Origin of the sequence: Amycolatopsis sp. NPDC049691 (assembly GCF_040675005.1) — a bacterium.
Classification (GTDB): domain Bacteria; phylum Actinomycetota; class Actinomycetes; order Mycobacteriales; family Pseudonocardiaceae; genus Amycolatopsis.
Genome location: NZ_JBFANX010000002.1, coordinates 438,532 through 451,450, shown reverse-complemented (window position 1 = coordinate 451,450; position 12,919 = coordinate 438,532). Strand labels below are relative to the sequence as shown.

General features: G+C 71.3%; 15 protein-coding genes. 2 read left to right on the top strand and 13 right to left on the bottom strand.

The window, feature by feature from the left end:
• Positions 1–411 precede the first annotated feature (411 nt).
• The 11 genes from AB0J40_RS06430 to AB0J40_RS06380 all read right to left on the bottom strand — a co-directional run bounded on the left by AB0J40_RS06430 (position 412) and on the right by AB0J40_RS06380 (position 8,238).
• Positions 412–1,200, bottom strand: coding sequence for an ESX secretion-associated protein EspG (locus AB0J40_RS06430; protein ID WP_364448421.1), 789 nt, complete (start codon positions 1,198–1,200; stop codon positions 412–414).
• A gap of 87 nt (positions 1,201–1,287) precedes the next feature.
• Positions 1,288–2,634, bottom strand: a complete 1,347-nt coding sequence (locus tag AB0J40_RS06425) for a hypothetical protein (protein ID WP_364448419.1) — start codon at positions 2,632–2,634, stop codon at positions 1,288–1,290.
• Position 2,635: 1 nt separating this feature from the next.
• A complete protein-coding gene (locus AB0J40_RS06420) occupies positions 2,636–3,241 on the bottom strand; it encodes a DUF3558 domain-containing protein (RefSeq protein ID WP_364448417.1) in 606 nt (201 codons plus the stop codon).
• Positions 3,238–3,591 (bottom strand): hypothetical protein, encoded by a 354-nt coding sequence (locus tag AB0J40_RS06415; RefSeq protein WP_364448415.1) that lies wholly within the window; start codon positions 3,589–3,591, stop codon positions 3,238–3,240. The genes AB0J40_RS06420 and AB0J40_RS06415 overlap by 4 nt, the downstream gene beginning before the upstream one ends.
• A 128-nt stretch (positions 3,592–3,719) precedes the next feature.
• Positions 3,720–4,178 (bottom strand): 50S ribosomal protein L9, encoded by a 459-nt coding sequence (gene rplI, locus AB0J40_RS06410; RefSeq protein WP_364448413.1) that lies wholly within the window; start codon positions 4,176–4,178, stop codon positions 3,720–3,722.
• Positions 4,179–4,193: 15 nt separating this feature from the next.
• The gene (gene rpsR, locus AB0J40_RS06405) at positions 4,194–4,442 is read right to left on the bottom strand and encodes a 30S ribosomal protein S18 (RefSeq protein ID WP_003098744.1); all 249 of its coding nucleotides are present in this window, start codon (positions 4,440–4,442) and stop codon (positions 4,194–4,196) included.
• A 43-nt stretch (positions 4,443–4,485) separates the two neighbouring features.
• Positions 4,486–4,995, bottom strand: a complete 510-nt coding sequence (locus tag AB0J40_RS06400) for a single-stranded DNA-binding protein (protein WP_364448411.1) — start codon at positions 4,993–4,995, stop codon at positions 4,486–4,488.
• Between the two features lie 17 nt (positions 4,996–5,012).
• On the bottom strand, positions 5,013–5,339 hold the full coding sequence (gene rpsF / locus AB0J40_RS06395) for a 30S ribosomal protein S6 (protein ID WP_200876551.1): 327 nt from the start codon (positions 5,337–5,339) through the stop codon (positions 5,013–5,015).
• A 102-nt stretch (positions 5,340–5,441) separates the two neighbouring features.
• Positions 5,442–6,326, bottom strand: coding sequence for a hypothetical protein (locus AB0J40_RS06390; RefSeq protein WP_364448409.1), 885 nt, complete (start codon positions 6,324–6,326; stop codon positions 5,442–5,444).
• An 87-nt stretch (positions 6,327–6,413) separates the two neighbouring features.
• Positions 6,414–7,316: a hypothetical protein gene (locus tag AB0J40_RS06385; RefSeq protein ID WP_364448406.1), complete on the bottom strand. Its 903-nt coding sequence runs from the start codon at positions 7,314–7,316 to the stop codon at positions 6,414–6,416.
• Between the two features lie 121 nt (positions 7,317–7,437).
• Positions 7,438–8,238: a hypothetical protein gene (locus AB0J40_RS06380; RefSeq protein WP_364448404.1), complete on the bottom strand. Its 801-nt coding sequence runs from the start codon at positions 8,236–8,238 to the stop codon at positions 7,438–7,440.
• Between the two features lie 114 nt (positions 8,239–8,352).
• On the opposite strand from AB0J40_RS06380, the gene AB0J40_RS06375 reads away from it, so the two are divergent.
• On the top strand, positions 8,353–9,126 hold the full coding sequence (locus AB0J40_RS06375) for a deoxyribonuclease IV (RefSeq protein ID WP_364448401.1): 774 nt from the start codon (positions 8,353–8,355) through the stop codon (positions 9,124–9,126).
• Here AB0J40_RS06375 and AB0J40_RS06370 read toward each other — a convergent pair.
• Together AB0J40_RS06370 and AB0J40_RS06365 are read right to left on the bottom strand one after the other, a co-directional pair.
• Positions 9,123–10,673, bottom strand: a complete 1,551-nt coding sequence (locus AB0J40_RS06370; RefSeq protein WP_364448398.1) for a glycosyltransferase 87 family protein — start codon at positions 10,671–10,673, stop codon at positions 9,123–9,125. The two genes, AB0J40_RS06375 and AB0J40_RS06370, sit on opposite strands and share 4 nt — an antisense overlap.
• Before the next feature lie 49 nt (positions 10,674–10,722).
• Positions 10,723–11,781 (bottom strand): ROK family transcriptional regulator, encoded by a 1,059-nt coding sequence (locus AB0J40_RS06365; RefSeq protein ID WP_364448725.1) that lies wholly within the window; start codon positions 11,779–11,781, stop codon positions 10,723–10,725.
• Positions 11,782–11,837: 56 nt separating this feature from the next.
• On the opposite strand from AB0J40_RS06365, the gene AB0J40_RS06360 reads away from it, so the two are divergent.
• Positions 11,838–12,881, top strand: coding sequence for a Gfo/Idh/MocA family oxidoreductase (locus tag AB0J40_RS06360; protein WP_364448395.1), 1,044 nt, complete (start codon positions 11,838–11,840; stop codon positions 12,879–12,881).
• Positions 12,882–12,919: the final 38 nt, after the last annotated feature.

Below are 12,919 nucleotides of genomic sequence, written 5' to 3'. Positions count from 1 at the left end.
CCCCGGGCCCCTCCCCGATGATCGGCGACGACGTCCGTCAGCTGTCGCAGACACGCCTAGCGCCACCGTGAGTACAGGCCCGAGCGGGCACGCTAGATCCCCCGGAAGGCGGATGGCAATTCAGGATGGGGACCCTTCTGTGGACAACCTGGGGATGAATGGGGGTAACCAGTCACAGGTGGCGCGAGAGCTGTGGACAAGTTGGGGACAAGGTTGATCGGCTTCGACAAACCCGCAGGTCAAGCCCTGTGAACAAGGTGTGGAGAACTTCCCGGAAACTCGTTCGGCGTGTCGCGTGAAACCCGTTGTTCGGCGTGTCGTGGACCAGCCGGAGACCATTGGGTCACGCAGCCTGTGGATGAATATCACGGAGGGTAGAGCGGTAACCCGGAGGGCTGAACGGCCGGCGGATCAGGTCGCGGTGAGCCTGCCCTGTGCGCTGCGTAACCGGTCAGCGAGAACGCGCTGGTCGGCCGGGGTGAAGGCGATCCGGTTCTCCCCGCGGCCCGGAACCTCTTCGGTCAGCCATCGGCCTTCCGAGGTATCGATGTAGTTCACCGGGCGTTCGATCCGGTGCCGGGCGCCGGTGCGGCTGCGGGCCGCCACGTACAGGCTGCCGCTCCCCATTCGGCGTAGCGCCAGGATCCGCCGGAGCTCCTCGACCTCCTGCGAGCCCTCGGCCGGGCGGTCGTTGCGCAGCACCGCGAACCCGCCGTCGTCCCCGCGGGCGGTCCCCTCTAGCTGGCTCTTCGGCACCGCGAGCGGCGTGCCACGCCCCGGCGCCAGTTTCGGGATCTGGCCCAGGAAGTCGTCGAGCAGCTCACCCGGCCGGGTCGACTCGAGCACGACGACGTCCAGCTCTTCGTGCTTGGCCAGCACGAACGCCTCACCGCCGGCGCTGCCGGCCAGCAATCGGTAGCTGACCGGCTTGCCCTGGAACCCGCCGTCGACCCAGCCGTAGTACTCCAGCTGTGGCCGCGCGATCGCTTCGACCGTCGCGACGAACCCGGGGTGCATGCCGCGCGGGCCGAACAGCCCCGCCTTGGCGAGCTCGGCGTTGGCCCGCTCGTCCTCGGCGCGCTGGGCCTCGTCGCTGTACCAGGTCGGCGTCTCGGACAGCACCGTGTGCGGCTCGCCGCCCCGGCGCCTGATCAGGTTGATCAAGGTGCCGGTCGTGATGGTGACCTGCCTGTCCAGCACGCTTTCCCCCAGTAGGAATCCGAACCCGGTGCAGCTTCAGGAGCCGGGCGCGCCCATCTTGGCACGCGCCCGGCCGTCCCGCGTGCGCTACTCGCCGATGACCGGCGGGGCCGTCAGCTCGTCGGTCCCGAAGATGTCGTTCGGGTCGTCGCCGAGCAGGTACTTCGACGTGCGTTCCTCGTCGCCGCCGCCCTGGCCCTTGGCGCCGTGGCCCATGCCGCCCATGCCACCCATCCCGGTGGAACCCGTGCGCCCGGCCGCCGCGCCGCCCGCGCCCATCGCGCCGCCGGCCCCCATGCCGCCCCGGCCCGCGCCGGCCGCGCCCGCGCCACCCGGCAACCCCGCGCCGCTCGAGCCGCCGGGCCCGAAGCCCGCGCCGGCGCCCGGGCCGAAGCCGGCCGTCGGGTCGCCGATCCCGCCCGACCCGCCGGGGCCGAAGCCACCGCCGGGGACCGAGAAGTCGCCCGCGCCGCCCGCACCGCCGGGGCCGAAGCCGCCGGCCCCCGGGATCTTCGGGGGCGTGTAGCCCGAGGAGTGGGTGCCGTCGTTGAAGTTCGGCGGCGTGTAGGTGCCGCCCGGCGGGTTGGCCGGGTCGAACCCCGGGGGCTTGGTCGGGTCGAAGCCGGGAGGCTTGGTGGGATCGAAGCCCGGCGGCTTGCCCGGGTCGAAGCTGCCGCCGGGGACGTTCGGCTGGCCGGGGAAGGACGGCACGCCACCCGGGCCGGGCATGTTCACGCCGCCGGGACCGGTGCCGGTCCCAGTGCCGTTGCCGTTCCCGTTTCCGGTGCCCTTCCCGTCGTCACCCGGCTTCTTCTTGCCGTCCTTGCCGTTGTCGACGTTGACGTTCTCCTGCTGCCCCTTCAGCGCGGAGTACGTCGGCATCTTCTGGCCGTTGTCGTTGCTCGCCTTGTAGTAGGTGTTGAAGGCGTCGACGTTGGCCTGGCCCTTGGCGTTGTAGTCGCGGATCGCCCGGTCGGTGTCGGTCGTCCACGGCGTCATCGCGTTGAGCAGGTTGTTCTTCGGCGGGTCCTTCGGGACCTCCTGCACCTGCGCGTGCACCGTGGTGAACGCGTTGTTCTGCTCGCCGAGGTACTTGTCGGAGTCGGTGAGCTTGGTGCCCGAGTCCTCCATCCACACGCGCAGCGGGTGCGCGCCGGCGTTCTGCGCCGCTTCGGAGCCGCCGCCGGTCCAGGCCGCGTCCATCTCCTTGGCCAGGGCATCGATGGTGGTGAGCCGGTCGGCGTAGGCGCCCTTCAGCCGGCTCGCCGCCGCCTGCCCGTTCTGGATCGAGCCGGTGCCGGGACCGGTGGTGATCTGGTGCCAGATGTCGTAGCAGTCGATCTTGCGGTCACCCTGCACCGACGTGTGGTCGTCCGAGTGCGTGGTGGCCATGTTGTACGCGGCGAAGCCGCCGAGCAGGACCAGTTCCAGCATCTCAGCCCCCCATCAAGGTCTGGATCATCGCTTCGCCGAACTTCCCCGCGACCGAGCACGGGTCCGACGCGCCCGCGCCGTGGTCGTACTGGACCAGGATGTTGACCGCCAGCTCGTTGGTCACCCCGACGAACAGGCCGCACTTGCCGTTCTTGCGGTCGTCCAGCGCGGCGGCGTAGACGGCCGGGTACCCGTAGGCCTGCGACTCCTCGAAGTAGGCGTCGTTCGCCTTGGTGTCGTAGACGTCCTGGAGCCCGTTCTTGTTCGCCGTCACCGTGGTCACGTCGATCTGGTTGCCCGGGTCGGCGGCTTCCTGGAAGGTGCAGCTCGGGCCGTTGCCCGTGCTGCGCGGCGTGCCGTCGCCGAGGCTCAGCGTGGAGCGGCCGGCCGCGTTGATGGTGTTGCACGCGTCCGCGGTGATGTTCGCGGTGTTCAGCGGCTCCGGCACCCGCGGCGCGGAGTCGGCGGCGGACCGGGACGTCTCGCTGCTCGAGCTCGACTCGGCGGTCGCCGCCGGGTTGGCGGTGCCGCGGGTCTTGCCCGAGCAGCCCGCGACGGCGAGCACGGCGAAGACCAGCGCCGGGACGGCGAGGAGTCGTCGGTTCACGTGGCCTGGTTCCCCGTCTTCGAGAGGTCGGCCTGCGTGTCCGACTCCTTGGTGGTGATCTTCTGCTTCGCGGCCGTCAGTGCGTCGATGTAGTTCTTGACGTATTCCTGCATCTTGGAGTTCTGCTCGAGGAACGCCTTGCCGGACGGGTTGGCGAGCTTCTCCCAGTCACCGCTGGCGAACTCCTTGCCGGGCGCCTTGACGTTCGCCATCAGGTTGGCGTCGTCGTAGTCGCGCTTGAGGTCGGCCTGGAGGTCCTGCCACTTCTTGATCACGCCGTCGATCTTGTCGGCGTCGAACGTGAATCCCCCTCCGCCGGACGGCGCGGACATGTTGACCTCGTTACCCATCCGAGTGCGCTCCCTTCGCGTCCCGCTCCATTGTCCTACGACGGCGGTCCCCTGTCCGGGGTTCCCCCGAAACGCGTGAAGGCGGGCCGCCCACGAGGGAGCGACCCGCCTTGATCACGCGTACTGCCTTACTGCGAGGCCTTGACCTCGAGGCGCACGTCGACCTTGACGTCCGGGTGCAGCCGGGCGCCGACCGAGTGCTTGCCGACGGTCTTGATGTGCTCGCGCAGCTCGATGACGCGCTTGTCGAGCAGCGGGCCACCGGCCGCCTTGATCGCGTCGACGATCTCGCCGGCGGTGATCGAACCGAAAAGCTTCTTCGAGCCCTCGGCCGCCTTGCCGGTGAGCTGGATGGCGCCGAGGCCCTCCAGCGTCGCCTTGATCTCCTTCGCGTGGTCGAGGTCGCGGATGCGACGGCTCTCCTGCGCGCGCTGGATCGTGCGGACGTTCTTCTCCGCGCCCTTGGAGGCCACGATCGCGTAGCCCCGCGGGAGCAGGTAGTTGCGTGCGTAACCGTCCTTGACCTCGACGATGTCGCCGGGGCCGCCGAGGTTGGCAACGTCCGTGGTGAGGATGATCTTCGCCATGTCTCCTGCCCTCCCTTAGCGCGCGGTCGAGGTGTAGGGCAGCAGCGCCATCTCGCGGGAGTTCTTGACCGCGATGGCGATGTCACGCTGGTGCTGGCTGCAGTTGCCGGTGACGCGACGGGCACGGATCTTGCCGCGGTCGGAGATGTACTTCCGCAGCAGGTTGGTGTCCTTGTAGTCGATCAGTTCCGGGCGGCCCTTCTTCTCGGCCTTGCAGAACACGCAGACCTTCTTCTTGGGCTTGCGGATGGGTGGCTTGGCCACTGTCTACTCCTGGTAATTCAAATCTTTGTGGATGTGTACGAGATCAGAAGGGGGGCTCGTCCGAGAAGCCGCCGCCACCGCCGCCGGCCGGCGGGGCCGAGCCCCACGGGTCGTCGGCCGGCGCGCCGCCGCCACCGCGGTTGCCGCCGCCACCGCCGCCGCCGAAGTCACCACCGCCGCCGCCACCGCGGCTGACCTTGTTGACCTTGGCCGTGGCGTAGCGCAGCGAGGGCCCGATCTCGTCGACCTCGAGCTCGACGACGGTGCGCTTCTCGCCTTCCTTCGTCTCGAACGACCGCTGCTTGAGGCGGCCCTGCACGACGACGCGGGCGCCGCGGGTCAGGGACTCGGCGACGTTCTCCGCCGCCTGGCGCCAGATGTTGCAGCGCAGGAACAGCGCCTCGCCGTCCTTCCACTCGCCGGACTGCCGGTCGAGCGTGCGCGGGGTGGACGCGACGGTGAAGTTCGCGACCGCCGCACCGGACGGGGTGAAACGCAGCTCCGGGTCGGACGTCAGGTTGCCGACCACCGTGATGACGGTGTCTCCAGCCATCGGGGTTCCCCTCGGGCTCAGGCCTTGGCGGCAGCGGGCTTGGCCGCGGCGCGCTTGACCTCGCGACGCATGACCTTGGTGCGGAGCACGGTCTCCTGCAGCGACAGCTGCCGGTCGAGCTCCTTGACCGCGTCGGCCGAGGAGTTCAGGTCGAGCAGCGCGTAGATGCCCTCGGCGTGCTTCTTGATCTCGTACGAAAGGCGGCGGCGGCCCCAGACGTCGACCTTCTCCACGGAACCGCCCGAAGTGCGGATCACGTTGAGGAAGTTGTCCAGCGTGGGGGCGACCGTGCGCTCGTCGAGCGTGGGGTCCAGGATGACCATTACCTCGTAATGGCGTGACACAACCACTCACCTCCTATGGGCTCGCGGCCACGGGCTGTCCGTGGCAGGAGGGTTTGTCCAGGTAAGGCTACCTGGGGGTGCCTTCGGGCCCCGACGGCGGGGTCAGCTCGCGCGGCGCAGGACCCAGGTGCGGACGAGCCCCGCCGTGACGCCGGCCAGCACGATCACCGCGAGCAGCATCGGCAGCTGGACGTCGTTCGACGCGCTGTTCGAGGCGAGCGACTGCGCGTTGCCCGCGTCGCGGATGCCGGCGCTCTGGCCGCTCTGGTCGCCCTGACCCGCCTGCGGGGCGGACGCGTCGCCGGGGAGCGTCCCGTTCGCGGGGTACCGCACGCCCGGGGCGACGGCCGTGCCGGCGGTCGCCGTGGGGATGCCGCTGTAGTCGCGCATGGGCGCGCTGCCGCCCGTGCCGCCCGCGGTGCCCGGGTTCAGGTTGGAGAGGTTGCCCGAGGTGCCGCCGGGGACGTTCGCGGTGCCGCCCGGCGCGGTGCCGGTGCCGCCGGTGCCCTGCTGGCCCGGTGCGACGTAGTTCGTGGCGACCGTCGTCAGGCCGCAGCCCTGTGCGACGTGCGCGGAGATCGAGCTGAGGACCTCGTTCTTGGTGCTGTCCAGCACGCCGAGTCCGTTCGCGCCCTTGAGCGCGGTGGCGACGACGCCGCCGATCGCGGAGCCCGCGATCGTGCCGCCCGCCGCGTTCGGGACCTGGCCGACGGGCAGCGCGCCCTTGGCGGCGATCGTGTCGGCGAGGGAGTTCGGCCACACCGAGAGCGCGGTCCACAGGTGGGAGTTCACGTAGTCCTGCGCGCCCTTGCGGACCAGTTCCTTCACCGAGGAGCCCTGGATCGCGACGGTGTCGCCCATGCTGCCGTTCACCGCGCCGGAGCAGGTGCCGGCGAGCGTCGTGGCGGCGGAAGCCGTGCCCGTGGCGAGGAATGCGCCGCCGGTCAAGAACGCGGCGATGGCGGTGGCGGTCAGGATCTTCCGCACGTGCGGGTCCTCCAAAGCGTTACGGGGGCGTCGTTCCAGGCAACAGGATCAACGAAGGAGATACGCGAAAGATACTCGGCAGTCGGGTCAATTCGCAGCGGCCATTCGGCGGAGCACCCAGGTCCGCACGAGGCCCGCGCTGACTCCGGAGAGTGCCAGCACCGCGATCAACAGGGGCAGATTCGACCCGTCCGTGAAGCCGTCGGATGCGGACGGTAGCGCTTCGGCCCGGCCCGCCGTCTGGACGCCGGAGTTGCCGGCCGCGGACTGGTCGGGCCCGGTGAGCCCGTACTGCGGCGCGTAACCCGGGATCTGGCTGCCGTACCGGAGGGCGGGTGACGGCGTGAACAGCCCGGCCGTCGCGAACGGGATGCCGCTGTAGTCCCGCATCGGCGCGTAGCCGGTGCCGACGGTGAACGGGAAGCCGCCGAACACCGGGGTGCTGGAGAAGCCGGGCAGGAGCGGGCTGTTCGCCTCGGGGATCGGCGTGGTGCCCTGCGGGGTCCCGCCCTGCGGTGCGCCGCCGGTGCCGCCCTGGGCGGGCGGTTGCTGCTGGCTGCCGCCGGCCCCGGGCTGCGGCGACGACTGCTTGCCGCCGCCGTTGATCGTGTTGAGGCCGCCGGTCGCGGCCGAGTTGACGCCGTCGACGCCCTGGTTGATCGCGCTCGCCGCGGGCGCGCCGACGACCGGGACCGGCGAGACGACGGTGTTCACGACGTTCACGGTGACCTTGCAGACCGTGTTGAGCAGGCCCCCGACCGCGCTGGTCAGCACGGTGGTCGCCTGCCCGACGATGCCCAGGTCGACAGGCAGCGGCAGCCCGAGCAGGGTGCCCTGGATGTGGTCGCCGGGCTTCGCCGTGACGGTGCTGCCGCAGGGCACGGTCTTGGTATCGGCGGAGGCGGTGCCGGGCATGCCGAGCACGGCCGAACCCGCGAGCACGAACGCCGTCGCTCCGACCGCCGTTGCCCTCCGTGTCCGATCCCGCATGCTCGCCGCCCCTTGCCTCGTCGCCTCTCCCCAGGACAACGACGTTAAGGCAGCACGGTGACGCCCGCTCGCTCAGAAATGTCCGGCATTCGAGTGGAAGCGGGCGTCACGCTCAGTCGAATCAGGCCGGCTTGCGGCGGATCCACGCCCGGACGAGGGCCGCGGCGACGATCGCCAGCGCCAGCACCGCGAGCAGCATGGGCAGCTTCGCCGGCGGCGTGACGGCGGGCAGTGCCTCGGCCGTGCCGGACTTCTGCTCGTCGACCGTCGGGACCTGCTGGCCGGGGATGATCTGTGCGATCACCGGCGCCTGCACCAGGCTGCCGGGCAGCAGGGAGGCGTTGCTGAAGATGCCCGAGATCGCGTCGCCGGGCAGGCCCGCGTTGCCGGGGCCGGTGGTCACCGGGCCGGTGCTGTCGCCGGGCGGGTTCTGCCCCGGCGGCGTCGGGCCCGGCGGGGCCGGGGGCGCGGGCGGTGCGGGCGGGTTCGGGCCCGGCGGGAGCGGCAGCGGCGGCAGTTCCTCGGCCACGCCCTGCGTCACGCCGCCGACGGTGTTCACGACGCCCTGCGCGGCGGGGCAGACCGTCTTCGCCGCCGCGTCGCCGACCACCGGCACGTCGCCGATGCCGAGCGCGCGGACGGTGTCCCCCACCGGGAGGGTGAGCAGCGGGGCCGAGCCGTTCGTGTTCCGGGACGTGGAGTCGAGCCCGACGGTCAGCCGGTCCGGGGCGTTCAGCGGGGCGCCGGCGTCCAGGACCAGGCCGGTCTTCGCGTCGCGGGCCTGGCCGTTCTGCAGGGTGGCCGAGCAGTCGCCGCCGAGGGTCGGGCTGGTGTCCGCGCTCGCCACCCCCGGAGCGAACAGCGCGGCCGAAGCGGCGAAGGTGAATCCCAGTGCGGTGATCCGGGTGAACTGCTTCCCCATCGATGCCCTCCGGCAGTCGGACCAATCTGGATCACGGAACGCGCTCACGGTACTCCACGAGCGTCACCAACCGGTCCCACAGGCCAAAGATGCACCCGGAGTAGCGTGCTCGGCATGCTGATTGGCGCCCATGTCCGTGACGACGACCCGTTGACCGCGGTCGCCGAGCGCAAAGCCGACGTCGTCCAGTTCTTCCTCTCCGACCCGCAGGGCTGGAAGGCCCCGAAGCCGCACCCCCACGGCGAGGCCATCCAGGCCGACCCCGTCGAGGTGTTCATCCACTCTCCTTACCTCATCAACGTGGCTTCGCTGAACAACAAGATCCGGATCCCATCCCGTAAGAACGTCACGCAGCACGCGGACGGCGCCGCGGCGATCGGCGCGAAGGGCCTGATCGTGCACGGCGGGCACGTCGGGGCGAACGACGACGTCGAGGCCGGCCTGGACAACTGGCGCAAGCTCTTCGAGCGCGAGCAGGAGAAGGGCGGCTTCAAGGTCCCGATCCTGATCGAGAACACCGCCGGCGGCGAGAACGCGATCACCCGCGACCTCGAGGTCATCGCCCGGCTGTGGGACAAGGTCGGCGAGTTCGGCGCCGGGTTCTGCCTGGACACCTGCCACGCGTTCGCCGCGGGCTGGGACCTCTCGACGGCCGTCGAGAAGGTCAAGGCCATCACCGGCCGGATCGACCTGGTGCACCTCAACAACTCGCGCGACGAGTTCGGCTCGACGCGCGACCGGCACGCCAACGTCGTCGAGGGCGAGGGCACGATCGACCCCGAGGTGCTGGTCGAGGTGGCCAGGGCCGCGGGCGCGCCGGTCGTCGTCGAGACCCCGGCCGACGGCCAGGCGACCGACATCGCCTACCTGCGCGAAAAGCTGGGTTAAGCGGCCACGGTCCGGCGGCGGCGCCGGACGGCGTTCGGGACGACCACGTCCCGGGCGCCGTCGAGGAAGCCGCCCGCCGGGTCGTCGTCGCCCGCCGCCCGGACCAGGTCGGTGCCCGGCCGGTAGATCTCGCGCACGACCAGCACGCACAGCGCGGCGACGGCGAGGTCGCGGATGACGACCGCGCCGAGGAACCAGCCCTCGGGCAGGCCCTTGTGGTCGACGCCGAGGTAGTAGAACATCCGCGGCACCCAGACCAGGGCGTCGATCAGCATCCAGCCGAGCAGCAGCCGCCAGCGCGGGATCGCCAGCACGGCCAGCGGCACCAGCCACAGCGAGTACTGCGGGCTCCACACCTTGTTCGTCAGCAGGAACGCGGCGACGACGAGGAACGCGAGCTGGCCGACCCGCGGCCGCCGCGGTGCGGCGAGCGCGATGTACGCGATGCCCGCGCAGCAGGCCAGGAACAGCACGGCGACGGTCAGGTTGAGGTACGTCGGCGTCTGGTTCTTCTGCAGCACGCCGTCGAAGCCGGCCCAGCCCGTCGTGTACGAGAAGACGTTGTACAGCGAGTCCGGGTCCATCGGCCGCAGCGTGTTGAGCCGGAAGAACTCCCACCAGCCGCGGGTCGCGGTCAGGATGAAGGGCGCGTTCACCGCCAGCCAGGTCAGGACGGTCGCGGCCGCGGTCTTCCAGAACGGCGTGAGCTTCCCGGCGCGCAGGCACAGGAAGAACAGCACCCCGAGCAGGAACAGCGGGTAGAGCTTGGCGGTCGCGCCCAGGCCGAGCAGGAGCCCGGCGAGCAGCGGTTTCTTGCGCGCCCAGGCGAGCAGGCCGGTCGCGGTGAACGCCGTCGCGATCGCGTCGAAGTTGGTGAACGCGTGCACCAGCACCAGCGGCGAGACCGCCACCAGCACCATGTCCCACGGCCGGCGTTTCACCGTCCGGCCGGTCGCCCACACGGTCACCAGCCACGCCAGCGCCAGGAACAACGCCGTCAAGTCGAAGTAGACGGCGACCGGCAGCGCGCCGGGCAGCCAGCCGCTCTCGGCGATGTTCAACCAGCCCGCCGCGAGCTTCGCGTTCGCCCACTGGAAGAGGCCGGTGAACACCGGGTACTCCATGTACCGGGTGTCGTTCTCCGCCGTCTGCGAGCTCTCCTTCCACGACGTGTAGTACGGGAAGGTGCCCGGCCGGTCGAGCCGCTCGGAGCTGTAGAGCGGCACGATGTCGGAGTAGCACATCGCGACGAACGGGCGGCCCGCCCGCCAGTCGAGCTGGGTGGCGCCGCTGGAGTCCTGGTACTGCTGGATGCAGGAGCCCTTGCCGAGCCAGCAGAGCATCAGCGCGAGGGTGGCCAGCAGCAGGCCGACGCGCTGCGGCGACCAGAACCAGTGCCTGCCGACCGCCGCGTGCTCGCCGAGCGGACCGCCGAGGGGTCTGGTGACCGCCGCGGCGAGGGGCTCGTTCCAGCTCGGGACGACCCGTTCCGCCCGGGTAAGCGTCACGGGGCCGTCGTCCGGCTCGCTCGTGGTCTCCTCTGGCACGAGTGCGGATGTTAGCGGTCGGCGGCCGCCACCGAGGTGAAGCCGGTGATCATGCCGGTTTCGCGTAGTACGAGGCCAGGACCTCCGCGGCGGCTCCGCGCGTGACGATCTCCTCGCCGCCGTCGTCCTCGACGACCTCGATCCGCTGCCACTGCGGCAGCGGCAGCAGCTCCTCCAGCCGGGCCGAAACGGCCTCGCGGTGGACGTCCGGTTCGTCCCGCACGGCGCGCCCGGCCAGCACGATCCGCTCCAGGTCGAGCACCTGGACGAGGTCGGCGAGCCCGATCCCGAGGAAGCCCGCGGCGGTCCGCGTGTCGGGAGCCCGCTTGGCCATGATCTCGACGCAGCCGCGGCGCCCGCAGGCGCAGACGGGCCCGTCGAACGCGATCGTGGTGTGCCCGAACTCACCCGCGTTGGTCCGCGGGCCGCGGTAGAGCCGCCCGTCGATCACCAGGCCGACACCGATGCCGGTGCCGACCAGCACGACCGCGGTCGCCGTCGGCTCGCCGTGCGGCCACACCTGGGCGAACGCGGCGGCGTTGGTGTTCTTGTCGAGCGTCACCGGCAGCCCGGTGCGCTTCTCGAGCAGGTCGCGCAGGGGGACGTCGTGCCAGCCGGGCATGTTCGTGGCGTCGCGGACCACCCCGGCGAGGTGGTCCAGCGGGCCGACCGCGCCGAGGCCGAGGCCGAGCACGTCGAAGCCGTCGGCGAGTTCGAGCGCGCTCGCGCCGATGGCTTCGACGGCCTGCTCGGGCGTGAAGCCGACGGGCAGCGGGCCGCCCGCCGTCTCCTCCACCTCGCCGATGAGGTTGGTGCGCAGCACGCGGTACTCGTCGCGGTCGAGGCGCGCGCCGAGGGCGTGCCGGGCGCCGGCCCGGATGGTCAGCTGGGTGCGGGGCTTGCCGACCCCGGTCGAGGCCTGGCGCTCTTCGTCCAGCAGGCCGGCGTCGAGGAGCTCGGGCACGATCTTCGAGACGGCCTGCTGGGTGAGGCCGGTGCGTTCGGCCAGCTCGACGCGGCTGAGGCCGCCGGCGCGCAGGATGTGCGTGAGCAGCAGGGCGCGGTTGTGCTCGCGCACGTTGCGCAGGTTCACCCCGGTGTCCGCCATGGACAGGATCTTCCCACGGCTGGTCAATTAAGCAACACTGTTGTTTAATGAGGGTCATGAGTGACTTGCGCGTGGGCATCCTGGGGTACGGCATCGGCGGCCGCGTCTTCCACGCGCCGCTGGTGGCGGCGACGCCCGGGCTCACCCCCGCGGTGATCACGACGGCGAGCAACGCGCAGCAGGCTCGCACCGACCACCCCGGCGCCGAGGTCGTCCCGAACGCCGACGCGCTGTTCGAGCGGGCGGCCGACCTCGACCTCGTCGTGGTCAGCACGCCCAACCGCACGCACGTGCCGCTCGCGCTGCGGGCGATCGAGGCCGGGTTGCCGGTCGTGGTCGACAAGCCGTTCGCGCCGACCGCGCTGGAGGCCGAGCAGGTCGTCGCCGCGGCGAAGGCGGCGGGCGTCGGCCTGACGGTCTTCCAGAACCGGCGGCTCGACTCCGACTTCCTCACCGTCCGGAAGGTCCTCGAGTCCGGGAAGCTCGGCGAGGTCTTCCGCTTCGAGTCCCGCTACGACCGCTGGGTGCCGAAGCCCAAGGACAACTGGCGCGAGTTCGGCGACCCGGCCGAGGCCGGCGGCCTGCTCTACGACCTGGGCGCGCACATCGTCGACCAGGCGCTGCAGCTGTTCGGCCCGGTCACGCAGGTCTACGCGGAGACCGACCGCCGCCGCGCGGGCGTCCAGGTCGACGACGACGTGTTCGTCGCGCTGAAGCACTCGGGCGGCGTCCGGTCGCACCTCTGGGCGTCGGCGCTCGCCGGCACGCTGAACCCCCGGTTCCGGGTGCTCGGCGACCAGGCGACGTTCACCAAGTACGGCCTCGACGTGCAGGAACCCCAGATCAAGGCGGGCATGCGCCCCGGCGACGACGGCTGGGCCGTCGAACCCGCGTCGGACGCGGGCCGCATCGGCGTCGGCAACGACGTCAAGACGGTCCCCACCGAGACGGGCCGCTACGAGCAGTTCTACGCCGAGGTGCGCGACGCCCTGCGCGGCGAAGGCGCCTTCCCGGTCGACCCGGAGTCGTCGGTCGAGGCCCTCCGGGTGATCGAGGCGGCGCACCGCTCGGGCGTGGAAGGAACGGTCATCAAGCTCTGACCCCCGGTCTGGCCGTGACGCCGGTGTCCCCCAGCGCC